Raw genomic sequence first — 22009 nt, 5'->3', positions numbered from 1 at the left:
GGAGTCCTTAGCCGGTTGCGATCTCGTGAACAGATCGAACCGCCCCGCGCCTCTTATGTCAATGCGTTGACATAAGAGGCGCTAGAGTGGGGGAGTGCCAGGAGCGGAACGTGTGCGCAGCGTGGGAGCCCGACGGCGGAAGACGCGCGCCGGGGTCGTGCTCACCGCCGACATGATCGTCGACACAGCCCTGCGGCTCATCGACGCGCCCGGCGGCGACAAACTGAGCGTCCGCCGCCTCGGCGCCGAGCTGGGCGCCGACCCCACCGCGGTCTACCGCTACTTCCGTGACATGGACGCGCTCCAGCTGGCCCTGGCCGACCGGCTGATCGGTGACGCCCTGGCCGAGTTCGTGTCCCGCGACCACTGGGCCGACTCGCTGCGTGACCTGGCCGCGGTGCTGCGCCGCTCGATGCGCCAGCACCCGCGGCTGGCCCACCTGCGCGCCATCCGGGTCACCGCCGGCCCGCACGAGATGCGGGTCGTCGACACCGGCATCGGCATCATGCTCAGCGCCGGGTTCGCCCCCGCCGACGCGGTCCGGCACTACCGCGACTTCGTCGACACGGTGCTCGCGGTCGCTGCCGTGGACGCCGCCGAGCTGACCGCCGAACAGGAGGACGCCGAGCAGGAGGCCTGGTCCCGGGTCTACACGTCACTGCCCGCCGACGGGTACCCGAACGTCCACCTGGTCCGCGACCACCTGCCGTCGATGTACAACTCGGCCTTCCCCGGCACCATCGACAAACTCATCGAGGCCCTGATCCACGCCGCCCCCGGTCAGGACCGCCCGACCCCGGCATAGGCGCCGAACCGCTCCGGATGCTCCACCGGTCCGGACGGCCGCCACAGCGGGATGTGCACCAGACCCGGCTCCACCAGCGGGAAGCCCTCGAACCAGGAGGCGATCTCGGCGTGCGGGCGCAGGACGATGCCGGTCCCGGTCCGGGACGACAACTTCTGCGCCTCGACCACCTCGGGCGGCTGCCCGTCCGCGGTGGCGTGCGAGATAAGCAGATAGGAACCCGGCGCGGTGATGCCCCGGAAGTCGCCGACGATGCCCGCCGGATCGTCCTCGTCGGCGACGAAATGCAGAACTCCGGCGAAGAGTACGGCCACCGGCTGGCGGAAATCGATCAGTCCGGTCCGCTCCGCCCCGAGCAGAACCAGATCGGTGTCCCGGACGTCGGCGAGAATCACCCCGGTCCGCTCGGCGCCGGCCAGGATCGACCGGCTGTGCTCGACCGCCACCGGATCCACGTCGACGTAGACCACCGCGGCCCCGGGCGCCTCCGCGTGCGCGATCTCGTGCACGTTTCCCGAGGTGGGAATGCCCGACCCGATGTCCAGGAACTGCCGGATCCCCTGAGCGGCCAGGAACCGGACCGCCCGCCGCAGGAACTCCCGGTTGGCCCGCATGGTCGCGCCGATGTCCGGGGTCATCGCCTCGACCCGCCCCGCCAGCTCCCGGTCCACGTCCAGGTGGTGGCTGCCGCCGAGGAAGTAGTCGTACACCCGCGCCGCACTCGGCCGGCTCGTGTCGGTCCCGGCCGGCACCCAGTCGTCTGCAGTCATGGAACCAGATCTATCGCTTGTGGACGCTCGCGGCAATCGTCGCCTCGGCCAGGCGTTGCGCGGCCCGGCGCAGGTCGCCGGGTGGCAGGTGGGAGAAGCTGAGGCGGATCCGGTCGGTGTCGCCGGAGTTGTCCGGCCAGAATCTCGGGCCGGGGACGTAGGACACGCCGTGCCGTTCGGCGATCGGCAGCAGGCTGCCGGCGGTGACTCCGGCACGGGTCAGGCGCTCGGGCAGCCGCAGCCAGACGAACCAGCCGCCGGCCGGCGACTCCACCTCGGCGAAATTCTCCCGCAAGGCGGTGACCAGGGCATCTCTCTGGGTACGGTATTTCGCCCGCACCCTCTCGACATGCCGCCGATAACCACCGCCGGCCCGGAACACGCCCATGGTGACCGCCGTCGTGTGGTTGACGCCGCCGCCGCTGTGCACGTAGCCGAGCCCGGTCAACCGCCTGATCATCTCCGGTTCCGCGTTGATCCAGCCCAGCCGCAGCCCCGGCGCCACCGTCTTGGCGAACGATCCGAGCCGGATCACCGGCGCGCCACCGGCCAGTTCCCACAGCGACGGCGGGGCCGGCCCGTCGTAGGCGAGTTCCCGGTAGGTGTCGTCCTCGACGATCGTCAGCCCCTCCTGCCGGGCGACCTCGATCAGCGCGTGCCGCCGCTCGCCGGGCAGACTCCGGCCGGTCGGGTTCCCGAAGGTGGGCACCAGGTAGAGCATCGACACCCGCCGCCCGCCCGACCGGACGGCCCGGACCAGCCCGGCGAGGTCGGCCGGTGCCGGGACCACGGTCAGCCCGTGGTCCCGCAGGATCGGGAACGCCAGGTGGTACGTGGGCGCGTCGACGACGACCACGTCACCGGGCGAGGTCAGGAGTTGAGTCACCAGGGCCAGCCCGTGGGACGTACCGCCCGTGGTGAATGTCCGATCCGGATCATCCAGGGACTCCAGCAGCGGAGCCGGGCCCGCGGACGCCCCGTAGGTCAGGGCGCGCCAGTCCAGGTGGGCTGCGGCGGCCGCCCACTCCCGGACCGGCAGCAGATCGGGGCGGGGATGACCCCAGGACAGGTCGAGGATGCCCGGGCGGCCCTCGAACTGGATCACTGGTAGCCGAACATCTTCGCGGCCAGATCGGTCATGATCTCGGTGGCGCCGCCGCCGATGCCCAGGATGCGGGTGTCCCGGTAGTTGCGTTCCACCTCGGACTCGCGCATGTAGCCGATGCCGCCGTGCAGCTGGACCGCCTCGTCGACCACGTACTTGCAGGCCTCGACGGCGGCGTTCTTCGCCAGGCAGACCTCGCCGATCATGCCCTCGCCGGCGGCGTGCTGCTCGGCGACCCAGCGGGTGTACTGCCGGGACGTGTCGATCCGCTGCCGCATCTGGACCAGCTTGTGCCGGACCACCTGCCGGCTGATCAGCGGGCGGCCGAACGTCTCCCGGGTCTTCGCGTACTCCAGGGTCAGGTCCAGGCTGCGCTGCGCGGTCGCGTAGGCGTGCACGGCCGCGATGATCCGCTCGGTGACGAACGCCTGCCCGATCAGCGCGAACCCGAAGTTCTCCGGGCCGACCAGGTTGGCGGCCGGCACCCGGCAGTCCACGAACGACAGCTCGGCGGTGTCCGAGCAGAGCCAGCCCATCTTGTCGAGCTTGCGGGACACCGTGAACCCGGGGGTGCCCCGCTCGACGACAAGCATGCTGATGCCCGACGCCCCGGAACCGCCGGTGCGGACCGCGGTGGTGACGAAGTCGGCCCGGACCCCCGAGGTGATGAACATCTTGGCGCCGTTCACCACGTACGAGTTGCCGTCCCGGACCGCCGTGGTGCGGATCGAGCCCACGTCGGAACCGGCGTCCGGCTCGGTGATGCCGAGGGCGCCGATCTTCTCACCGGCCAGGGTGGGGCGGACGAACCTGTCGATCAGCCCGGCGTCCCCGGACGCGACGATGTGCGGCAGGGCGATGCCGTGGGTGAAGATCGAGGCGTGCGCCCCGGACGAGCCGCCGGCCTCCAGGAACGCCTCGGTGGCCACGACCGTGTCGACACTGTCGCCGCCGTCGCCGCCGTGCTCCTCGGCGAACCCGATGCCGTACAACCCGGCCTTGGCCAGTTGCGCGTGCACCTCGCGGGGGATCTCCCCGGCTTTCTCCCAGTCGGCCAGGTATGGGTGGATCTCCCGGCTGACGAACTGTTTCATCGAGGTGGCGAGGGCGAGACGTTCGGGGGTGGCGTACATCAACTCTCCTTCGAGCGGGCACGTTCGACGAGGGTGGCGGGATCCCGGCGGCCGAGGAGGATCGCGGCCGCCCGTTTCCAGCGGCGCAGGACCAGTTCGCGATGTCCCAGGTCGCCGCTCACTATGCCGGTCATCGCGAGTCCGGTCAGGACCTCGTAACTGAACTCGACAACGGTCGGCACTCGTGGATCACCGGGCACGCTCTCGCTGAGCAGGTCACGGGCCCGGTCGTGCAGGACGGTGAAGATCTCCTTCTCCACCGGGATCAGCGCGTCGCGCAGTTCGGTGTCGGTGCGGGCGGCGTTCCACAACTCCAGTGCGGCCCAGAACGGCGGCGACGAGAAGTGCCGCCAGATGATGTCGATCAGCGCGTCGAGACGGTCGGTCCCGGGGCTGATCGCGGCGAGTTCGGCGGTCAGCGCCTCGACGCGGCGGCCGGAGAGGAACTGCACCGTGCCGACCAGCAGGTCCACCTTGGTCGGGAAGTGGTGCAGCAGGGTGCCGCGCGGGACGTCGGCGCGGGCCAGCACCTCGGCGGTGCTGGTCTCCGCGTAACCGCACTCGACCAGGCACTGCAGCGTCGCCTCCAGGATCTTCGCCCGGGTGGCCCCACTGCGTTGCGCCTGGGTGCGTTTCACCGATTTACCGTACGACCTGACGGTTACCGCCGTCCATACAGCCGATTCTCAGTGATCGTTCCGCACTTGCCGTGACCCGCGTCACCCCTTTACCGTCAGGCCAGACTGTTAGGGGAGTCGATGCCCGGTTCTCGTTCCGCCCGGCTGCGCGCCGCGATCGCCGTCGCGCGTGCGGCCGCCGCCACGGCCCTGAGCCGCCGCCGCCCGGAGCCGGACGCCCCGCCCGCCGCCGTCGAACCACCGCGCCGCCTGCGGTACCCGTCGGCGGTGACACTGCCGGTGCGGGCCACCGCCGACCAGGTCTTCACCACCCTGGCCGACCCGGCGCGGATGCCGAGCTGGCTGATCCAGCACGCCGAGTGGATCGGCGAGCGACCGGAGACGTTCGCCGAGGGGGTCCGGTTCCGGCAGCGGATCCGGTTGATGGGCGTGCCCAGCGAGGTCCGCTGGACGGTCACCGGCGTGGTCGACGGCCGGGCGGTCTTCTTCGAGGGCACCGCCCCGATGGGCATCACGGTCGGCTTCCACCTCTCGGTGACCCCGGCCGGGAGCGGCTCGGTCCTCCGGTTCGACGGCGGTGTCGAAGGCGGCTCCGCGGACGGCCCGGTCGGCCCGATGGTCGCCCGCAACCTCACCGACTCCATGCGCAGGTCCCTGGCCGAGCTGGGCAGTCTCGCCCTGTCGGCACCGCCGCGCCGGTCCGGTGGCGCGGACGGCACGGCGCGCCGGGACCGGGTGAAACCGGCGCCGGTGCGGTGGGAGCGGACCGGGGTGGACGTCGACGCCTGGACACCGGTGATCGTCGGGGCCGGGCAGGTCTCCGAGCGGTCCACCGAAGCGGCCGGGGGAGACCCGGTCTCCCTCGCGGTCCGTGCCCTTCACCTGGCCGCCGCCGATGCCGGTGACGATCGACTTCTCTCCCGAGCAGACCTCTGCGGGTACGTCGCCAGCGTCTCGTGGCAGTACCGGGACGGTGCGGCGCTGATCGCCGAGGCGGTCGGCGCTCGTCCGGACACCACCGTGCAGACCACGATCTTCGGTGGCGACGGCTCGTTGCGGCTGCTCAACGACGTGGCGGCCGCCATCGCCGACGGTCGTGCGGACATCGCCGTCCTCGGCGGGGCGGAAGCCGCGTCCACGGCCGCCGCCGCGGAGAAGGACGGGCGGCCGCTGGACTGGCCGGTGCAGGACGACGGGACCTCGCCCACCCGTACCGTCGGCAACGACGACCCGGCCAACAACGATCCGGAGACCGCCGCCGGCCTGGTCGCGCCGATCTACCTCTACGCCCTGATCGAGTCGGCGGTGCGCGGGCGCCTCGGGCTCGCCCCGCGCGAGCACCGGGAACGGATCACCCGGCTCTGGGCCGGTTTCTCGGCGATCGCCGCACGTAACCCGCATGCCTGGCAGCCGACCGCGCACACCGCGGCGGAACTGGCCACCCCGTCCCCGGCGAACCGGATGATCTCCGCGCCCTACCCGAAGCTGCTCACCGCGAACCTGCAGGTCAATCAGGGCACCGGCATCATCGTGTGCAGCGCGGCGGCGGCTCAGGAGGCGGGTGTCCCGCAGGACCGGTGGGTGTTCCTGCACGCCGGGGCGCATGCCACCGAACAGTGGTACGTCACCGAGCGTGCCGATCTCGCCTCGTCGCCCGCGATCCGGGCGGTCGGGGAGGCGGTGCTGGGGCATGCCGGTGTCACGATCGAGCAGGTCGGGCACGTCGACCTCTACGCCTGCTTTCCGTCCGCCGTACAGATAGCGGCCCTGGAACTCGATCTTCCCGTCGAGGATCCGGAGCGGCTCACCGTCACGGGTGGACTGACGTTCGCGGGTGGGCCGGGCAACAACTACACGAGTCACGCGATCGCGAACCTGGTGCCCCGGCTGCGTGCCGATCCGGAGGCGTACGGGCTGGCCACGGCGCTGGGGTGGTACCTGACCAAGCATGCCGGGACGGTCCTGTCGGCGCGGCCGCCGGCGCGGGCGTTCCAGGACATCGACGCTGATCCCCGGCTCCCGCGGCCGGCGGCCCGGCGGTCGCTCGGCTCGTACACCGGGCCGGCGGTGCTGGAGGCGTACACGGTTCCCTACGAGCGGTTCGGTGGGCCGGCCCCGGCGATCGTCACCGCGATCACCCCCGGCGGCGACCGGGTCGTACTGAGACTGCCGGAATTCTCGGAGCTGTCGGAGCTGCTGGCCGAGACGGATCCGATCGGCTGGCAGCTCGACGTCACCGGGACCACGTTCACCGTCACCGACACCACGCCCGTCGATCTCCCGCCGCCGGGCGAGCCACCGCTGATCGTCGAGTGGGACGGCCCGGTCACCGTCCTCCGGCTTTCGCGCGCCGACGACGACCAGGCCCGCGCCCTGCGGAAGGCGATCGCCGACTTCGAGGCCGACCCGATCGCCCGGGTGGCGGTGCTGACCGGGTGCTTCGTCGCGGCCGGCATCACCGGGACCACCAAGCCGCTGATCGCGGCGGTGGAGGGCACGGCCCTGGACGGAGGGTGCGAACTCGCGCTCTCCGCCGATCTGATCGTCGCCGCGGAGGACGCCGTCCTCGGCTTCCCCGGCGTGAAGAGCGGCCACGTCGCCGCGGGCGGGGTGCAACGGCTCGCGCGGAGCCTGCCCCGTCGCACCGCCCTGGAGATGGCCCTCACCGGCGAGCCGTTCCCCGCCCGCCGGCTGCACGACCTGGGCCTGATCAATCGCGTCACGTCGCCCGGCAAGGCGCTGGCCACCGCGCTGGAACTCGCCGCCGACATCGCCGCGAACGAACCGCGCGCGGTCCAGCAGTCCAAACACATCATCGGCCGGGAGTCGACGGCCGAGTCCACATAGGGAGGGCCCGACACGTGAGCACCCTCGAACATCTGCACGCCGTCCTGCGGATGCACCAGATCGGCATCGTCAACCTGCTCCGCCCGGACCGGCTGCTCAAGGCGGCCGGCAACAACGCCAGGCTCGGCCCGCAGGCCGCCCTCACCGAGAAGGCCACCACCGAGCACCCGAACGCCCCGGCACTGACCGACGAGCGGGGCACCTGGACGTACCGGCAGTTCTTCGAGCGGTCCAACGCCCTCGCGCACTCGCTGCGCCGGGTCGAGCTGCCGCCGAAGTCGGTGATCGGGGTGCTCGCCCGGGATCACCGCGGTCTCGCCCTGGCGATCACCGGAACCGCCCGCGCCGGACTGCGCCTGGCCATGCTCAACACCGGGCTGGCCGCCTCGCAGCTGGTCGAGGTGATCAAACGGGAGAACGTCCGGTTCCTGATGTACGACAGCGAGTTCGCCGACGTGGTCAGCGCCGTACCGGACGACATCCCGCGGTACCTGAGCTGGGCCGACGACGACTACGTACGCCCCGAGGGCCTGCTCACCGTCGAGGAGCTGACGGCCGCCGAGCCGACCACCGTGCCGCTGCCGATCCCGGCGAAACCGGGCGGGTTCATCATCCTCACCAGCGGCACCACCGGACTGCCCAAGGGCGCGCCCCGGACCAAGGTGTCGCCGCTGGCCAGCGCCCTGATCGCGGACCGGATCGACTTCCCCCGGCAGGGCACCGCGGTGATCGCGTCGCCGCTGTTCCACAGCACCGGTTTCGGCGCCTGGACGGTCGGGTTGTCGCTGGCCAACCACGCGGTGCTGCTGCGCCGGCTCGGCGCCGAGGCGATCCTCGCGGCGATCGCCGAGTACCGGGCGCACATGCTGGTCACGGTGCCGACGATGCTCAACCGGATGCTGGCTCTCGGGCCGGACGTCATCGGCAAGTACGACACGTCGTCGCTGAAGACGGTGTTCCTGGCCGGGTCGGCGCTGGCGCCCGAGCTGAGCACCCGGTTCCAGGACGTCTTCGGGGACGTCCTCTACAACGTGTACGGCTCGACCGAGGTCGCGGTGGCGTCGGTGGCCAAGCCGCACGAGCTCCGGAAGTCGCCGGGAACGGTCGGGAAGCCGCCGGTCACGGTGCACGTCGCGCTGTACGACTCGGCCGATCGCAAGATCACCGCGGTCGGGGAGAAGGGCCGGATCTTCGTACGCACCGGCATCCCGTTCGAGGGTTACACCGACGGCCGGCACAAGCAGGTGATCGACGGTCACATGGCCACCGGCGACCAGGGCCACTTCGACGCCGAGGGCCTGCTCTACATCGACGGCCGCGACGACGACATGATCATCTCGGGTGGTGAGAACGTCTACCCGCAGGAGGTGGAGAACCTGCTCGCCGAACGTGACGACGTGATGGACGCCGCCGTCATCGGGGTCGACGACGCCGACTTCGGCACCCGGCTGCGTGCCTTCATCGTCCCGTCCGCGGACTCGGCCCGCGACCCGCAGGAGATCCGCGAGTTCGTCCGCGCGAGCCTGGCCCGCTACAAGGTCCCCCGGGACGTGGTCTTCGTCGACGAGCTGCCCCGCAACCCCACCGGCAAACTGCTGCGGCGGGAACTGGACACCGGCCCGTTGTAGAACCTCGATAGAGTCTGGCTCCATGGCCAGGTGGATGCTTCCCGTGCTGCTCGTCGCGGGCCAGCTCCTGTACTGGCCGGGCCTGCACCTGATGCGTGGCGACCCGGTCCCGGCCCTGGCCGTGACCGGTGTCGTCACCGCCACCCTGATCATGGGCGCCGGGCTGCTGCTGCGCCGGGACCGGCCGGTGCCGGCGCTCGCCGTGGTGCTGGCCGGCGGCCTGCTCGCCCTGCCGGCGATGCCCGCCGGACAGCAGTGGATCGCCGAGTACGACGCGGTGCTGTTCATCTGGGTCGCCGACCTGATCGCGCCGTTCAGCATCGCGGTCCGGGGAACCGGCCGGCAGACCGCGGCCGCCCTGGGCGTGGTGATCGTCTGGGAGACGTCGGTCAGCGCCTACCAGGAGGGTGTCGGCGCCGACCTGGCCGTGACAGGCCTGCTGACCGCGGTGTTCTGCGGGATGGTCGCCGTCCTCGGCCGGCGCCGGGGCCGGTGGAACGCCGCCCGTGCCGACGCCGCCCGCCGTCTCGCCGCCGCCCAGCGCACCGAGCGGGAGGCCACCGACGCCGAACGCCGCCGCCTCGCTCGTGAGCTGCACGACGTCACCGCCCACCACCTGACCTCGATCGTGGTCAACTCGTCGGCCGCCGAGATGCTCGGTGACCAGCGCCCCGACCTGAAGTCCGAGGCCCTCGACTTCGCCGCCCGCACCGGCCGGGAGACCCTGGACGCCCTGCACCGGCTGGTCGCCGTGATGCCCGCCACCGCCACCTCCGGTGACCAGCCAGAACTCGGTGACCTGGCGGAGGGCTTCCGGGCGCTCGGCCAGCGGATCACCCTCGACCTGCCGTCCGGCGAACCCGGTCCGGAGCTGGCCGAGGCGGTCTACGGCATCGCCCGGGAAGCCCTGACCAACACGCTGCGGTACGCGCCCGGCGGCGAGGTGCTGGTCCGCTGGGACGGCACCGCGCTCCTGGTCGAGGACGACGGCGGCGGCACCGTCACCAGCACCGCCGGGCTCGGCGGCGGCCGTGGCCTCACCGGGATGCGGGAGCGGGCCGAGACGGCCGGCGGCACCTGCGAGGCCGGGCCACGCGACGGCGGCGGATGGCGGGTCCGGGCCGTGTTCGCCGGCGACGGCGGTACCGAACTCCGGGCGTACCGCGGAAGCCCCGCGGTGATCGACGCCGCCCTGGTGGTGACCGCGATCCTGGTGCAGATGCTCGGCCTGGCCGCCGGTCTGGAGGACGGCATGACCGTGGCGATCGCCGTGCCGGTGGTGATCGCCCAGGTGGCGCACGCGCTGCCGCTGCTGCTGCGCCGCCAGGAGCCGTGGGGTGTGTTCGCGGTGACCGCGGTGACCGGCCTGCTCTTCCCGCTGCTGGTGCACGCCGGCGCGGTCCCGGCCGGTCTCGGCTACGTGTTCGTCTTCGGCTGCGCCGCCGAACTGGTGATGGTCTACACCGTCGCCGCCCGGGGCGCCGTCCCCTCGGCGACCCCGCTGACCATCCCGGCCGTGGCCCTGTCCTGGGGGTTGAGCATGTCGCTGCTGCTCGCCGCGGGGCTTCCGAACGACGGCGAGACCGCACAGGACCGGCTGGTGCTGGCGTCCGTCACCACGGTGATGTTCATCGGGCTGCTCGGTCTGCTGATGGCCGTGCCCGCGCTGATCTTCTGGCTCTTCGGGAGCGCCGCCCGCCGTCGCCGCGACCGCCGGCACGCGCTGGAGGAGGGCGGTGTCGCGACGGCGCTGATCCAGGCCACCCACCGGGCGATGGCCGAACGCCACCGGATCGCCGCCGGACTGCACCGGGACGTGCTGCGGCACGCCGCCGACGTGCCCGCCGCAGCCGTTCGCGGCGACATCAGCGGCGTCCTCGCCTCGGCCCGTGCGGCCCTGACCGCCATGCGATCACTGCTGGACAAGGAGGTGTCCCCATCAGCATCCGAGTGATGGTCGTCGACGACCAGGTGATGGTCCGGGCCGGGCTGGCCGCCATCGTCGGCTCCCAGCCCGGCATCGAGGTGGTCGGCGAGGCCGGCGACGGGGCGGCCGCCGTCACCATGGCCGAACAGCTGCGGCCGGACGTGATCCTGATGGACGTGCGGATGCCCGGCGTCGACGGGCTGACCGCCACCGCCCGGCTCACCGCGATGCCCGACCCGCCGCGGGTGCTCGTGCTCACCACGTTCCACCAGGACGCCTACGTCTTCCAGGCGCTGCGGGCCGGAGCCTCCGGGTTCCTGCTCAAGGACGCCCAGCCGGCGGACCTGGTCGCCGCCGTGCGCACCATCGCGGCCGGCGACGCGATGCTCGGCCCGACGGTGACCCGGCGGCTGATCGACGCCTTCGCCACCGGGACGTTCACCGCGCCCGCGGAGCCGGACGCGCGGCTCGCGGCCCTCACCCCGCGGGAACGCGACGTGCTCGCCGCCATCGCCCGCGGCCTGTCCAACGCCGAGATCGGCGCGAGCCTCGGCATCGGCGTCGGCACGGTGAAAGCGCACGTCAACGCCCTGCTCGGCAAGATCGGGGCGCGGGACCGGGTGCAGGCGACGATCGTCGCCTACGACACCGGACTGGCCCGGCCGGACCGGCGGTGACCCCTCGGCGACGTCAGGGCAGATCCTGGATCTCCCGGCCCAGCGGCCAGAACGCCACCGGGACGAGCTTGAAGTTGGCGATCCCGAACGGGATGCCGATGATCGTCACGCACTGGGCGACACCGGCGACGATGTGGGTCAGCGCCAGCCACCAGCCGAACAGCACCACCCACAGGATGTTCGCCGCACCCGAGCCGATGCCGACACCCGGTTTCGGCACCACGGTCCGGCCGAACGGCCACAACGAGTAGAGGGCCAGCCGCGCCGACGCCACCCCGAACGGGATCGTGACGACCAGCAGGAAACAGATCAGGGCGGCGAAGCCGTAGCCGATGGCCAGGACGAAGCCGCTGCCGAAGATGAACCAGAGCACATTGAGGATCAAACGCACACCCCAAGGATGGCATCCCGGTACGACAGCGCAGTGTCACTGCCTTGACAGTCTGACGACCACCACCGACGCCCGCGCGAACCCGTACACGTCAATCGGTTTTGATCAGTAGCGACTCGATCATGTCGCACAGGGGGCCGAACAGATCCGTTTCGGTCGCCGTGGCCAGCGGGGTCATGTCGGTCTTGGCGTGCAGCAGGGCGATCCCCGCGGCCGCCGCGATCATCACCTGGGCACGCAGCAGCTCCTGGTGGCCGGTCGCCGCGGCCAGCCGCTCGCTGTAGGACCGCAGCAGATCCAGCCGGATCCGGTCGGCGGCCTCGTCACCGGATTTGCGGAGCAGCAGCACCAGATTGTGCGGCACGCCGCGCGCGCACGGCCCGGCCATCTGCCGCGCGATCTCCTCGGCGGTCCGGTCCGGCGGGACGTCGGCGGCGGTCCGTTCCAGCTCCTCGACACTGTGCGACAGGCACGCCTCGAACAGCCCCTCCTTGGACCGGAAGTAGCGGCTGATCAGGGCGACGTTGACCCCCGCGTCGTCGGCGATGTCCCGCACGGTGGTCGCCGCGTAGCCGTGCTGGGTGAACCGGTGGACCGCCGCGTCCAGAAGCATCCGCCGGGTCTTGACGGCATCCCGCCGCCGCGGCGTCTGAAGTGTGGTCACCGGCGTCCTCCCGATCTGTTGTGCCAGCTTAACCGCCATGTTCCAGTGATGTAAACAGTTGTTGACCCGGTGTGCCCGGGTACTCTGGGACACATGACGGTCAGTGTCGACGACGTGATCCGGGAACCGTTGCGGGCGCAGTGGGAGGTGTTCCTCGACCAGCACCGGGCCGCCCTGCGCGACTGTCTCGACGGGCTGACCGAGGAGCAGGCCCGCCGCCGTCTCGTGCCGTCCAAGACCACCCTGCTGGGCCTGGTCAAACACGTCACGTTCGTGGAGAAGGTGTGGTTCGACGAGGCGGTCACCGGCCGCCCGCGCACCGAGATCGGCATCCCGGCGACCCCCGACGAGTCCTTCGACCTGACCGATGCCGACACCGTCGACAGTGTCCGGACGGCGTTCACCGAGGCGTGCGAGGCGTCCCGCAAGGCCACTGCCGACCTGGCCCTGGACGACGTCCTGACCGGCAACCGCCGCGGCCCGCTACCACTGGCCTGGATCTACCTGCACGTCCTGCGAGAGCTGGCCCAGCACTGCGGCCACGCCGACATCCTCCGCGAACAGATCCTGACCAACCCTGATCAGGGCTTCTGGTAGATCCCGTGCCGCCCGATCCGCCGCCATCGGACCGCGGTCCCACCGTCGACCCGGGTGAACTCGAACGTCGCACGCCCGTCCGGGCCGGAGAGCGACCAGGTCATCTCCCAGATTCCCTTGGTATTGACCATCGGTTTCACGCGTAGGGCCGCGGGCCACGGGTGTCCGGGATCGGCGATGTAGGCCTCACATGCGGCGTTGAACGCTCGCATCGAGGACCGGAAGATTCGCCGGTGGTCGGCGGGTAAAGACTTCCAGTCGGCGGCGAACTCATCGGTCTTCACGAACTTCACTCGTCAATGTCCAAGCTGTCCATGAAGTCGTCGACGTTGTCGTAGGTGGTAGTTCGTCCGGCGGCGATGTCAGCGTCCGCACGTCGTTCGCCCTCCTGCCAGCTCTCCTCCCAGAACCAGGCTTGGCTGGCCGGTACGGCGATGGCGGGCCGGAGCTCCAGGACTCCGTCGCTGCGTTCGGTTATCTCCACCTGGGATCCCGGCAGATCAAGGCCGTAGCGTTTGCGGATCACCGGGGGGAGTGCGACCGTGCCGCGTGATTGGACGGAGACGAATCCGTGGTACGCGGTCGTCTTCTCCGTCTTGCCGGCGGTGACGCTCTTCTTACGGGCGGCTCGTGGCGGTCGCTTGGTTCCAGCGCTGTCGGGTTCCTCCATGAGCCGAGTATGCCCCGTCCGTGATCCTGCTGCAAAGCGGCTTTGCGGTAAAACCGCTGAACAGGTACCCGTCAGGAGGCCGGGCCGGTCATGGCGATCAGCAGGCCGGTCAGGAAGCCGACGATGGTCAGGACGTAGCCGGCGGCCAGCAGGTAGGAGCGGAGCGGGCGGCCCAGGACCGTGCCGGTCATGCCCAGGACGGCGGCCAGGATGGCGGCGCCGGTCGGGATCCAGCGGGCCAGGTCCTGGCCGGTGCCGGTGCAGATCAGGCCGGTGTCCACCGAGGAGCACAGGGTGGCGGACAGGGTGAAGCCGACGGCGGACAGCGCGGTCACGCCGGCCAGCAGGAGCAGGCCGGCGAGGGCCAGGACCGCGCCGGCCATCTGCCCGGGGGTGCCGTAACGGTTGGTAGCGGCGGGGGAGTCAGGGGTCACGCGAAGTCACGGTACTTGATTTTGGCCCGCCGGCCGTCGGGGTGATGCCAGACGATGCCCTCGAAGTGCGGGTGGGCCAGCAGCCAGGTGCGGAGCCCGTCGAGATCGCGGGGCACGTCGAGACGGTCGGCGTCGGCATGGCGAACCAGCTGATGACCCCGTACACCCTCGGGATTGCCGTTGATCTTCTCCCCGATCAGCTCGTAGGTGCCCGGCGGGAACGAGCCGACGGCCGCGGCGACGTGGCAGGCGGCGTAGGACGACTGCGCGATCGGCTCCCAGCCCATGGTCTTGCCGGTGTTGTCGTCGGTCGTCACCGGGCGGTAGCCGGGCGGTCGCGTCCGGCCGGGGCGGACCTCACGCCGCGCCCACCACACGCCGTCGTCGTCGAGGAGCACACACGTCCCGTCGTATTTGCGGGTGGCGATCCCTTCGCCGTCGAGCACCCACTGGCATACCGGGTTGGCCTCGGGCAGCACACGCTTGCGGTCGTCGGGATCGCGCTGGAACAGCGTCGGGATCTTCTCCATGAACGTCATCTTCGCAGCGACACAAAACGGATTACCTCTACAGCAGGACCACCTTCGCACTGCCCGGCCACGACGGGCAGCTCGACGGAAGATAGTTTCCAGGGGTGACCTCGACAGCTGACCAGACGCTCCGGCAGCTGGGCCTCACCATCTTCCTGCCGGCCGCGGTCTGGGCCACCGGTCTCGGCGCCGTCGCCCCGGTGATCGTGCTGACCGCGACCGGCCTGGGGGCCTCCCCGGCGACGGCCGCGCTGGTGGCCGGCATGCTGGGCCTGGGCCAGATCAGCGGCTCGCTGCCGGCCGGGGTGTTGATCTCCCGGGTCGGCGAGCGCAACACCATGATGGCGGCGTCCGTCCTGGCCGTCCCCGCCCTGCTCGCCTGCATGCTGGCCCCGAACGTGCTGCTGATGGGCGCGGCCGTGGCCCTGCTCGGGGTGTGCGGTTCGGCGTGGATGCTGGCCCGGCTCGCCTACATGACCGAGGCGGTCCGCCCCGAGTTGCGGGCCCGCGCCATGTCCACGCTCGGCGGCGTCAACCGGATCGGCACGTTCACCGGCCCGTTCCTGGGCGCCGGCGCGATGCACTTCGGCGGCTTGCGGGCCGCCTATCTGGTGGCGGTCGCCGGGGTGGCGGTGGCCACACTGATCCTGTTCCTGCTGCCCCCGGTGCCGCACGACCGCGCGATCCCACCCGGCACCGAACGCCCCGGCCTGTGGACGGTGATCCGCACCCATCAGCGCACCCTGCGCACCCTGGGCATCGCGGTTCTGCTGGTGGGCGCGCTGCGCGCGTCCCGCCAGACGATCCTCCCGCTGTGGGGCGTGTCGCTGGGCCTGGATCCCGCCACGATCGGCCTGATCTACGGCCTGTCCGGCGGCATCGACATGCTCCTGTTCTATCCGGCGGGCAAACTGATGGACGTCTACGGACGGCGCGCGGCCGCCGTACCGGCGATGGCTCTTCTGGGTCTGGCCCACCTGCTGCTGCCGCTGGCCGGCGGCCCGATCGCCCTGACCGCGGTGGCGCTGCTGATGGGCGTCGGCAACGGCCTGAGCGCCGGCCTGGTGATGACACTGGGCGCCGACGCGTCCCCGCGGGTCGGCCGAGCCGAGTTCCTGGGCGCCTGGCGCCTCTGCTCGGACGTGGGCGTGGGCAGCGGCCCGCTGCTGATCGGCGCGGTGACAGCGGCGGCCTCGCTGACCGCGGCGGCACTGACGGTAGGTGGCGCGGGATTACTGTCCGCGACCCTGCTGCAAAGATGGATCAAACCCCAGCTTTAGTACGAGTGCCCACATGCCCGTGGCCACCACGCCGGCCAGGCGACACTCAGGACCGCCCCGCGACCGCCGGGCCGGATGCGGTGGTCACCGTCAGACCCGGGACAGGATCCGGTCGGCGAGGGTCTCGGCGACGGCCCGCAGTGCGGTGACGTCCATACCGGTCCGGCCCATGAAGACGACGCCCTGCTGTGCGGTCACGACGGCCCGGGCGGTCTCGGCCGGGTCGGTGCCGGTGGGGAGGTCGCCTTCGTGCTGTGCCCGCGCCACGGCCTCGGCGAGGATGCCGGTCCGCTCCTCGAAGGCGCGGTGGGCCGCCGCCAGCATGTCGGTGTCGGCGGCGGCCATCTCGCTGGTGCTGTTGCCCAGGAAGCAGCCCCGGAGCGCGGCGGCGCCGGTGGGATCCTCGGTGGGGGCGGTCAGGTAGCGGCGGAGGCCGTCGACCGCCCGGGGACTCGCGGTCAGCATGGCCCGGAGCGCGGCGTGGGTGGCCTCGACGTAGTCGCCGAGCACCCGCCTGTGCAGCGAGCGCTTGTCGCCGAACGCGGCGTACAGGCTGCCTTTGCCGAGGCCGGTGACCCGGAGCAGGTCGTCCAGGGAGGTGCCCGCGTAGCCGGCGGTCCAGAACTGGTCGCGGACCGCGGTCAGAACGGCCTTCTCGTCGAACTGTCGTGGTCGTGCCATGCGAGCACCCTACGGTCAGGCCGTGGCGAACACTGCGGTCAGGCCGTGGCGAACGTCTGCACCTCACCGCCGTCGGCGAACAGCTCGCTCCCGGTCACGTAGCTGGACTGGCCGGACGCCAGGAACAGGACGGCGGCGGCGATCTCGGCGGGGTCGGCGATCCGCCCGAGCGGCACGGTGCCGGCCATCGCCGCGAGCAGCGGCTGCACGTGCTCCGGCTCCTGGGCGATGCCGCGCAGTCCCGGGGTGTCGGTCGGGCCGGGAACGACGACGTTCACCCGGATCCGCCGGGGCGCCAGCTCCGTCGCCCAGGTCCGCGCGAACTGACGGATCGCCGCCTTCGACGCGGAGTAGTCACCGAATCCGGGGTTGCCGCGACTGGCGCTGCTGGACCCGGTGATCACGATGCTGCCGCCGTCGGCCAGCAGCGGCAGCGCCTTCTGCACGGTGAAGACGGTGCCGCGCACGTTGATGCCGAAGGTCCGGTCGAAGTTCTCCGGGGTGAGCGCGTCGATGCCGGCGACGGCGCTGCCGCCACCGGCGTTGGCGAACACGACGTCCAGCCCGTCGCCGGCCCCGCGGATGCGGCTGAACAGCCGGTCGAGGTCGTCCAGGTCGGCGATGTCACTGCGGACCGCCGTCGCCCGGTCGCCGAGCAGCGCGGCCGCGGCATCGAGTTCGGCCTGCCGGCGGCCGGTCACCCAGACCCGGGCCCCTTCCGCGACGAAACGCTGCGCGGTCGCCAGCCCGATGCCCGTGCTGCCCCCGGTGATGAGAGCGGTCTTCCCGTCCAACTGGCCCACGAGTTCTCCCAGGTCGTAATTCTTGACTGATCGGTCCACCATAATGATGATGGACCGATCGGTCAAGAACTGGCGTCGGCGGTCGGCGATAGCCTGGCGGGACAGCTGGCAGTGGACTGACGGGACGGGTGGATGCGGGAGCTTCGGGGGATCGCCGCGGAACTCGGGGGTGCGGTGGTGTCCTCGACGGTGCTGGCGGGTGGGTTCTCGCACGAGACCCGGCTCGTCGACCTCGGGGAGCGGCAGGTGGTCGTGCGGGCCGGGGGTGGGGATCCGGTGATCGAAGCGGGGGTGATGGCGGCTGCCCGTGCGGTGGTGCCGGTTCCCGGCGTGCTGCTGGTCCGGCCCGAGGTGATGGTCATCGAGTACGTGGCGGGGACCGTTCTCAGCCGTGTGCTCGACGACGGTGGGCTGAACAGGAGCGACGCGGGGGCGCTCGGGGCCGAGGTGGGGCGGGTCGTCGCCGGGATCTCCGGGGTCACGTTCGAGCGGCCCGGGTTCTTCGTCGACGGGAGTCTCGCCGTCAAGGCGGAAGCGCCCTGGTCGCAGCAGCTCGGGCCGGTGGCCGAGGAGTGCATGAGGAAGGTTCCGGACGGGCGGCTCGACGCGGCTGATCGGGCGGCCTGGGTTCGGCTGTGTGCTGCCGGCGCCCCGGTGCTGGCCGGTGTCGACGGGCACGCCCGGCTGGTGCACGCCGACGTCAACCCGAAGAATCTGCTGGTCTCCCGGGCCGGCTCGGGGTGGCGGGTGGATGCGGTGCTGGACTGGGAGTTCAGCTACTCCGGGTGCGCCTACGGGGATGCCGCCAACATGGCCCGGTTCGGGGACGGCTACCCGGACGGGTTCCTGGACGGGTTCGCCGCCGGGTTCGCCGAGGGGCAACCGGCCGATCTGCCGCTGGCCGAGGACTGGGGCCGGATCGGGCGGGTGCTGGACATGTTCGCGCTCAGTGACCTGGTCACCCGGCCGAGCGGGCACGTGGTCGCCGATCAGGCGGCTGATCGGATCCGGGCTGCGGTAACCCGGGAGTGACGCTCCCCGCCCGGCGGTCGCGAGGCGGCCGGGAGTGCCGCCCGCCTCGCGGGGACCGGACCGGGCGTGCCGGTGCGGTTGTGGATCCGTTCGGCGTACCAAAAAGAGGGGGTTAAAGGTTTGCGGCTTCCGCCTCGATCGTCGTGTCGTCGCCGTGGCCGGTGTGCACGACCGTCGCTCCGGGCAGGGCCAGCAGCTTCGACTTGATCGAATCGACGATCAGATCCTTGTCCGAGTACGACCGGCCGGTGGCCCCGGGCCCGCCGTTGAACAGGGTGTCACCGGTGAAGACACAGCCCAGCTCGGGCACGTGCAGACAGACCGCGCCGGGGGCGTGACCGGGCGTGTGCAGCACCTGGATGGTGGTGCCGGCGACCTCGATCCGGGCGCCGTCGGTGAGATCCACGTTCCACCACACGTCCGAACCGTGCGTCAGCTCCCACAGCGGGAACTCGGCCGGGTGCAGCAGGATCGGCGCACCGGTGCGCTCCCGCAGCTCGGGGGCCACCCGCACATGATCGTCGTGGGCGTGGGTGCAGACGATCGCGACCAGACGGCGGTCACCGACCACCTTCAGGATCGCGTCCACGTCGTGCGGGGCGTCGATCACCACACACTCTTCGTCGTCACCGACGACCCAGATGTTGTTGTCGACGTCGAAAGTCTGGCCGTCCAGGCTGAAGGTGCCCGCTACGACACCATGATCCACACGAAGCATTCCTGCATTGTCCCACTTCAGTCGTCGTCGCTCTCGACGCTCACCTCAAGCTGGGGCACACCGCCGGCGCAGTCGCCCAGATCGACCTTGACGCGCAGGTGGTTGTCCCGGACATTTCGGAATTCGCCCTCGTCCGGCTTCTGCTCGTGCACGGCGAAACCCTGGGCGGGAGACATCGACAGGATGCCGTCGCAGGTGGCGACCACCGTGCCGCCGCGGGTCTGGGTCGAATGGGAGGTCGCTTTGGTGCCGGTTTCCGGGGGCCGGCCCGTTTCCGTCGGTCGACTGGTCTCCGCCTGCCCGCTCCGCGACGTCTCGGGTGTGGCGATCGTCTCCTCCCCCTGCAGGGCGCGCGCCACCTCGGCCTCGCTCAACGGCTCGTTCTTCTGCGAGAACAGGCCGGAACCGACCAGGCCGATGCCGACCACACCGACCGACACGGCCAGCACGGTCGCCACGACCCAGCCGAAGAGGATCACCAGGGGTAGCCGGCCCAGCCGGTCGATGAGGCGCACCAGGCAACTATCCGCCCGGCAACGCTAAGCCGGGCACCGGGCAACGCTAAGGCCAGGTTAAGAGCGACGATTATGTCGGGCCCGAGGGCTACCGTGCAGGCGTGGCGAGACTCCTGTTGATCGAGGACGACCCGGCGATCCGGACCACCCTGCTGCGCGCCCTGCGGGAGCGCGGGCACGCGGTGGCGGCGTCGGCTGCCGCCATGGAGGGGTTGCAGACCGCCCTCGCCGAGCGGCCCGACCTGATCGTGCTCGACCTGGGGCTGCCCGACCTCGACGGGCGTGAGCTGCTGCGCATGCTGCGGGCGGTCAGCACCATCCCGGTGATCGTGGCGACCGCCCGCGACGAGGAGACCGAGATGGTCCGGCTGCTGGACGCCGGCGCCGACGACTACGTGGTGAAACCGTTCACCGCCGCCCAGCTCGACGCCCGGATCCGGGCCGTCCTGCGGCGTGGCGGCGCGGCCGAGCCGTCCCCGGTGCTGGAGGTCGGCGGCCTGCGCATCGACCAGGCGGCCCGCGCCGTCACCCTGGACGGGGCGACCGTCGAGCTGACCCCGCGCGAGTTCGACCTGCTGCACCACCTGGCGTTGCGGGCCGGCCAGGTGGTCACCAAACGGGAGCTGCTCAGCGAGGTGTGGCAGGTGCCGTACGGCGGTGCCGACAAGACCGTCGACGTGCACCTGTCCTGGCTGCGCCGCAAACTCGGCGAAACCGCGCTGGAGCCGCGCTACCTGCACACCGTCCGTGGTGTCGGCGTCCGGCTGAGCAGCCCGTCATGAGAGCCCGCCTGACCCTGCTCGTCGCGTCGACCATGGTGCTGATCCTGCTGGCCTTCCTGGTGCCGCTCGCGGTCCTGGTCCGCCAGGCCGCCGAGGACCGGGCGCTCAGCCGGGCCGCCGACGTCATCCAGTCGATCGTGCCGCTGGCCGGCGCCGGGGAGGCCGCCGCGCTGCAGGTGACGGTGACCGCCCAGAGTGTGCCGGTCACCGTCTTCCTGCCCGACGGCACCGTGCTCGGTGCGCCGTCCGCCCGCACCCCCGGGGTCCGGCTGGCCGCCACCCGCAACGCCGCACTCACCGTCACCGTCGACGCCGGGCGGGAACTGGTCGTCCCGGTCAGCGGCACCGCCGGGACCACGGTGATCCGCGCCCTGGTTCCCGCGTCGGAACTCAGCCGTGGCGTCACCCGCGCCTGGACCCTGCTGGCCCTGCTCGGCCTGGTGCTGGTGCTGCTCGGACTGTTCGTCGCCGACCGGCTGGCCCGCACCATCACCGCCCCGATCAGCCAGCTCTCCGCCGTCTCGCACCGGCTCGCCTCCGCCGAACTCGACGCCCGCGCCGAACCCGCCGGCCCACCCGAGCTCCGTGAGGTCGCCGGCGCCCTCAACCACCTGGCCGGGCGCATCCAGGACCTGCTCGCCACCGAGCGCGAACGGGTCGCCGACCTGTCCCACCGCCTGCGCACCCCGTTGACCGCGCTGCGCCTGGAAGCCGAGTCCCTGCGCGACCCGGAGGAGTCGTCCCGGGTCGCGGCCGCCGCCGACCAGGTCGCCCGGGCCGTCACCGCGGTCATCCAGCAGACCCGCCGTGCCACTGTCACCCCCACGACCGCTGTGAGCTGCGACGCGACGGCGGTGGTGGCGGACCGGGTCGCGTTCTGGGCGGTGCTGGCCGAGGACACCGGCCGGGCCGTCCAGCAGGACCTGCCGTCGGCGCCGCTGCCGGTGGCGGTGGCCGCTGACGACCTGGCGGCCGCGCTGGACGCCCTGCTCGGCAACGTGTTCGCGCACACCCCGGACGGCACACCGTTCTCGGTGACCCTGACCCCACTGACCACCGGCGGCGCCTCGTTGACGGTCGCCGACTCGGGCCCCGGTCTGCCCCCGGAGTCCTCCCGCCGCGGCGCATCCGGTGGCGGCTCCACCGGCCTGGGCCTGGACATCGCCCGCCGGGCGGCAGCGTCGTTCGAGATCTCCTCCCCACCGACGGGCGGTGCGATGGTCCGGCTGCGGTTCGCCGCCGGGTGATCCATCGCGGACTTGCCGATCTCGGGCGGCTCAGCTCACCAGTAGTCGCCCTCTTCGAAGACCTTCGAGCACAACTCGGTGAGAGTCCTGCCCGTCGTCCTTTCCATGGCTCTCCGACGTCGCTCCTGCGGCTCC

General features: G+C 71.6%; 24 protein-coding genes. 10 read left to right on the top strand and 14 right to left on the bottom strand.

Annotation, left to right across the window (positions count from 1 at the left end; all coding sequences use genetic code 11):
- The first annotated feature begins 112 nt into the window (after positions 1-112).
- Positions 113-805 (top strand): TetR/AcrR family transcriptional regulator, encoded by a 693-nt coding sequence (locus Aco03nite_RS13600; protein ID WP_239145128.1) that lies wholly within the window; start codon positions 113-115, stop codon positions 803-805.
- Here Aco03nite_RS13600 and Aco03nite_RS13595 read toward each other — a convergent pair.
- The 4 genes from Aco03nite_RS13595 to Aco03nite_RS13580 are packed head-to-tail and all read right to left on the bottom strand — an operon-like array spanning position 781 to position 4451.
- Positions 781-1575 carry an SAM-dependent methyltransferase gene (locus Aco03nite_RS13595; protein ID WP_203795415.1) on the bottom strand — a complete coding sequence of 265 codons (795 nt, stop codon included), beginning with the start codon at positions 1573-1575 and terminating at the stop codon, positions 781-783. The two genes, Aco03nite_RS13600 and Aco03nite_RS13595, sit on opposite strands and share 25 nt — an antisense overlap.
- 10 nt (positions 1576-1585) lie before the next feature.
- The gene (locus Aco03nite_RS13590; RefSeq protein ID WP_203795414.1) at positions 1586-2680 is read right to left on the bottom strand and encodes an aminotransferase-like domain-containing protein; all 1095 of its coding nucleotides are present in this window, start codon (positions 2678-2680) and stop codon (positions 1586-1588) included.
- Positions 2677-3813 carry an acyl-CoA dehydrogenase family protein gene (locus Aco03nite_RS13585; RefSeq protein WP_203795413.1) on the bottom strand — a complete coding sequence of 379 codons (1137 nt, stop codon included), beginning with the start codon at positions 3811-3813 and terminating at the stop codon, positions 2677-2679. Before Aco03nite_RS13585 ends, Aco03nite_RS13590 begins: the two co-directional genes overlap by 4 nt.
- Entirely contained in the window at positions 3813-4451 is a 639-nt protein-coding gene (locus Aco03nite_RS13580) for a TetR/AcrR family transcriptional regulator (protein ID WP_203795412.1), read from the bottom strand. Before Aco03nite_RS13580 ends, Aco03nite_RS13585 begins: the two co-directional genes overlap by 1 nt.
- A 120-nt stretch (positions 4452-4571) precedes the next feature.
- Here Aco03nite_RS13580 and Aco03nite_RS13575 point away from each other — a divergent pair, with 120 nt between their 5' ends.
- From Aco03nite_RS13575 to Aco03nite_RS13560, 4 genes are read left to right on the top strand one after another with little or no spacing between them, the layout of a single operon-like run.
- Positions 4572-7298 (top strand): type II toxin-antitoxin system Rv0910 family toxin, encoded by a 2727-nt coding sequence (locus Aco03nite_RS13575; RefSeq protein WP_203795411.1) that lies wholly within the window; start codon positions 4572-4574, stop codon positions 7296-7298.
- Positions 7299-7312: 14 nt separating this feature from the next.
- Positions 7313-8926 (top strand): AMP-binding protein, encoded by a 1614-nt coding sequence (locus tag Aco03nite_RS13570; protein WP_203795410.1) that lies wholly within the window; start codon positions 7313-7315, stop codon positions 8924-8926.
- A 22-nt stretch (positions 8927-8948) separates the two neighbouring features.
- A complete protein-coding gene (locus Aco03nite_RS13565) occupies positions 8949-10880 on the top strand; it encodes a sensor histidine kinase (protein WP_203795409.1) in 1932 nt (643 codons plus the stop codon).
- A complete protein-coding gene (locus tag Aco03nite_RS13560) occupies positions 10880-11530 on the top strand; it encodes a response regulator (RefSeq protein ID WP_203795408.1) in 651 nt (216 codons plus the stop codon). Before Aco03nite_RS13565 ends, Aco03nite_RS13560 begins: the two co-directional genes overlap by 1 nt.
- Positions 11531-11543: 13 nt before the next feature.
- Here Aco03nite_RS13560 and Aco03nite_RS13555 read toward each other — a convergent pair whose 3' ends face one another.
- The gene (locus tag Aco03nite_RS13555) at positions 11544-11921 is read right to left on the bottom strand and encodes a YccF domain-containing protein (RefSeq protein ID WP_203795407.1); all 378 of its coding nucleotides are present in this window, start codon (positions 11919-11921) and stop codon (positions 11544-11546) included.
- Positions 11922-12012: 91 nt separating this feature from the next.
- Positions 12013-12585 carry a TetR family transcriptional regulator gene (locus tag Aco03nite_RS13550; RefSeq protein WP_239145127.1) on the bottom strand — a complete coding sequence of 191 codons (573 nt, stop codon included), beginning with the start codon at positions 12583-12585 and terminating at the stop codon, positions 12013-12015.
- Between the two features lie 93 nt (positions 12586-12678).
- Here Aco03nite_RS13550 and Aco03nite_RS13545 point away from each other — a divergent pair, with 93 nt between their 5' ends.
- A complete protein-coding gene (locus Aco03nite_RS13545; RefSeq protein ID WP_203795406.1) occupies positions 12679-13182 on the top strand; it encodes a DinB family protein in 504 nt (167 codons plus the stop codon).
- Here Aco03nite_RS13545 and Aco03nite_RS13540 read toward each other — a convergent pair.
- The 4 genes from Aco03nite_RS13540 to Aco03nite_RS13525 form a co-directional block, all read right to left on the bottom strand.
- Positions 13167-13466, bottom strand: a complete 300-nt coding sequence (locus tag Aco03nite_RS13540; RefSeq protein WP_203795405.1) for a hypothetical protein — start codon at positions 13464-13466, stop codon at positions 13167-13169. The genes Aco03nite_RS13545 and Aco03nite_RS13540 overlap by 16 nt on opposite strands.
- 5 nt (positions 13467-13471) lie before the next feature.
- Positions 13472-13852, bottom strand: a complete 381-nt coding sequence (locus Aco03nite_RS13535; RefSeq protein WP_203795404.1) for an AbrB/MazE/SpoVT family DNA-binding domain-containing protein — start codon at positions 13850-13852, stop codon at positions 13472-13474.
- Between the two features lie 71 nt (positions 13853-13923).
- Positions 13924-14286, bottom strand: coding sequence for a hypothetical protein (locus Aco03nite_RS13530; RefSeq protein ID WP_203795403.1), 363 nt, complete (start codon positions 14284-14286; stop codon positions 13924-13926).
- Positions 14283-14816: a hypothetical protein gene (locus tag Aco03nite_RS13525; RefSeq protein WP_203795402.1), complete on the bottom strand. Its 534-nt coding sequence runs from the start codon at positions 14814-14816 to the stop codon at positions 14283-14285. The genes Aco03nite_RS13530 and Aco03nite_RS13525 overlap by 4 nt, the downstream gene beginning before the upstream one ends.
- A 104-nt stretch (positions 14817-14920) precedes the next feature.
- Here Aco03nite_RS13525 and Aco03nite_RS13520 point away from each other — a divergent pair, with 104 nt between their 5' ends.
- The gene (locus Aco03nite_RS13520; RefSeq protein ID WP_203795401.1) at positions 14921-16096 is read left to right on the top strand and encodes an MFS transporter; all 1176 of its coding nucleotides are present in this window, start codon (positions 14921-14923) and stop codon (positions 16094-16096) included.
- 90 nt (positions 16097-16186) lie between these two features.
- Here Aco03nite_RS13520 and Aco03nite_RS13515 read toward each other — a convergent pair whose 3' ends face one another.
- Positions 16187-16777 (bottom strand): TetR/AcrR family transcriptional regulator, encoded by a 591-nt coding sequence (locus tag Aco03nite_RS13515; protein ID WP_203795400.1) that lies wholly within the window; start codon positions 16775-16777, stop codon positions 16187-16189.
- A gap of 38 nt (positions 16778-16815) precedes the next feature.
- Positions 16816-17619: an SDR family NAD(P)-dependent oxidoreductase gene (locus tag Aco03nite_RS13510; RefSeq protein ID WP_239145126.1), complete on the bottom strand. Its 804-nt coding sequence runs from the start codon at positions 17617-17619 to the stop codon at positions 16816-16818.
- 93 nt (positions 17620-17712) lie between these two features.
- Here Aco03nite_RS13510 and Aco03nite_RS13505 point away from each other — a divergent pair, with 93 nt between their 5' ends.
- Complete coding sequence (locus tag Aco03nite_RS13505; RefSeq protein WP_203795399.1) at positions 17713-18612, top strand: phosphotransferase family protein; 900 nt, start codon at positions 17713-17715, stop codon at positions 18610-18612.
- Positions 18613-18724: 112 nt separating this feature from the next.
- Here Aco03nite_RS13505 and Aco03nite_RS13500 read toward each other — a convergent pair whose 3' ends face one another.
- Both Aco03nite_RS13500 and Aco03nite_RS13495 read right to left on the bottom strand, forming a co-directional pair.
- On the bottom strand, positions 18725-19330 hold the full coding sequence (locus tag Aco03nite_RS13500) for an MBL fold metallo-hydrolase (RefSeq protein WP_203795398.1): 606 nt from the start codon (positions 19328-19330) through the stop codon (positions 18725-18727).
- A 17-nt stretch (positions 19331-19347) separates the two neighbouring features.
- Positions 19348-19845 carry a hypothetical protein gene (locus tag Aco03nite_RS13495; RefSeq protein ID WP_239145125.1) on the bottom strand — a complete coding sequence of 166 codons (498 nt, stop codon included), beginning with the start codon at positions 19843-19845 and terminating at the stop codon, positions 19348-19350.
- Between the two features lie 101 nt (positions 19846-19946).
- On the opposite strand from Aco03nite_RS13495, the gene Aco03nite_RS13490 reads away from it, so the two are divergent.
- Together Aco03nite_RS13490 and Aco03nite_RS13485 are read left to right on the top strand one after the other, a co-directional pair.
- Positions 19947-20627 carry a response regulator transcription factor gene (locus Aco03nite_RS13490; protein WP_203795397.1) on the top strand — a complete coding sequence of 227 codons (681 nt, stop codon included), beginning with the start codon at positions 19947-19949 and terminating at the stop codon, positions 20625-20627.
- Positions 20624-21874 carry a HAMP domain-containing protein gene (locus Aco03nite_RS13485; protein ID WP_203795396.1) on the top strand — a complete coding sequence of 417 codons (1251 nt, stop codon included), beginning with the start codon at positions 20624-20626 and terminating at the stop codon, positions 21872-21874. The genes Aco03nite_RS13490 and Aco03nite_RS13485 overlap by 4 nt, the downstream gene beginning before the upstream one ends.
- The last annotated feature ends 135 nt before the right edge of the window (positions 21875-22009 follow it).

This window comes from Actinoplanes couchii, assembly GCF_016862075.1.
GTDB lineage: Bacteria > Actinomycetota > Actinomycetes > Mycobacteriales > Micromonosporaceae > Actinoplanes > Actinoplanes couchii.
The sequence above is the reverse complement of the archived record's forward strand: the minus strand, read 5'-3'. Positions and strand labels throughout refer to the sequence as shown.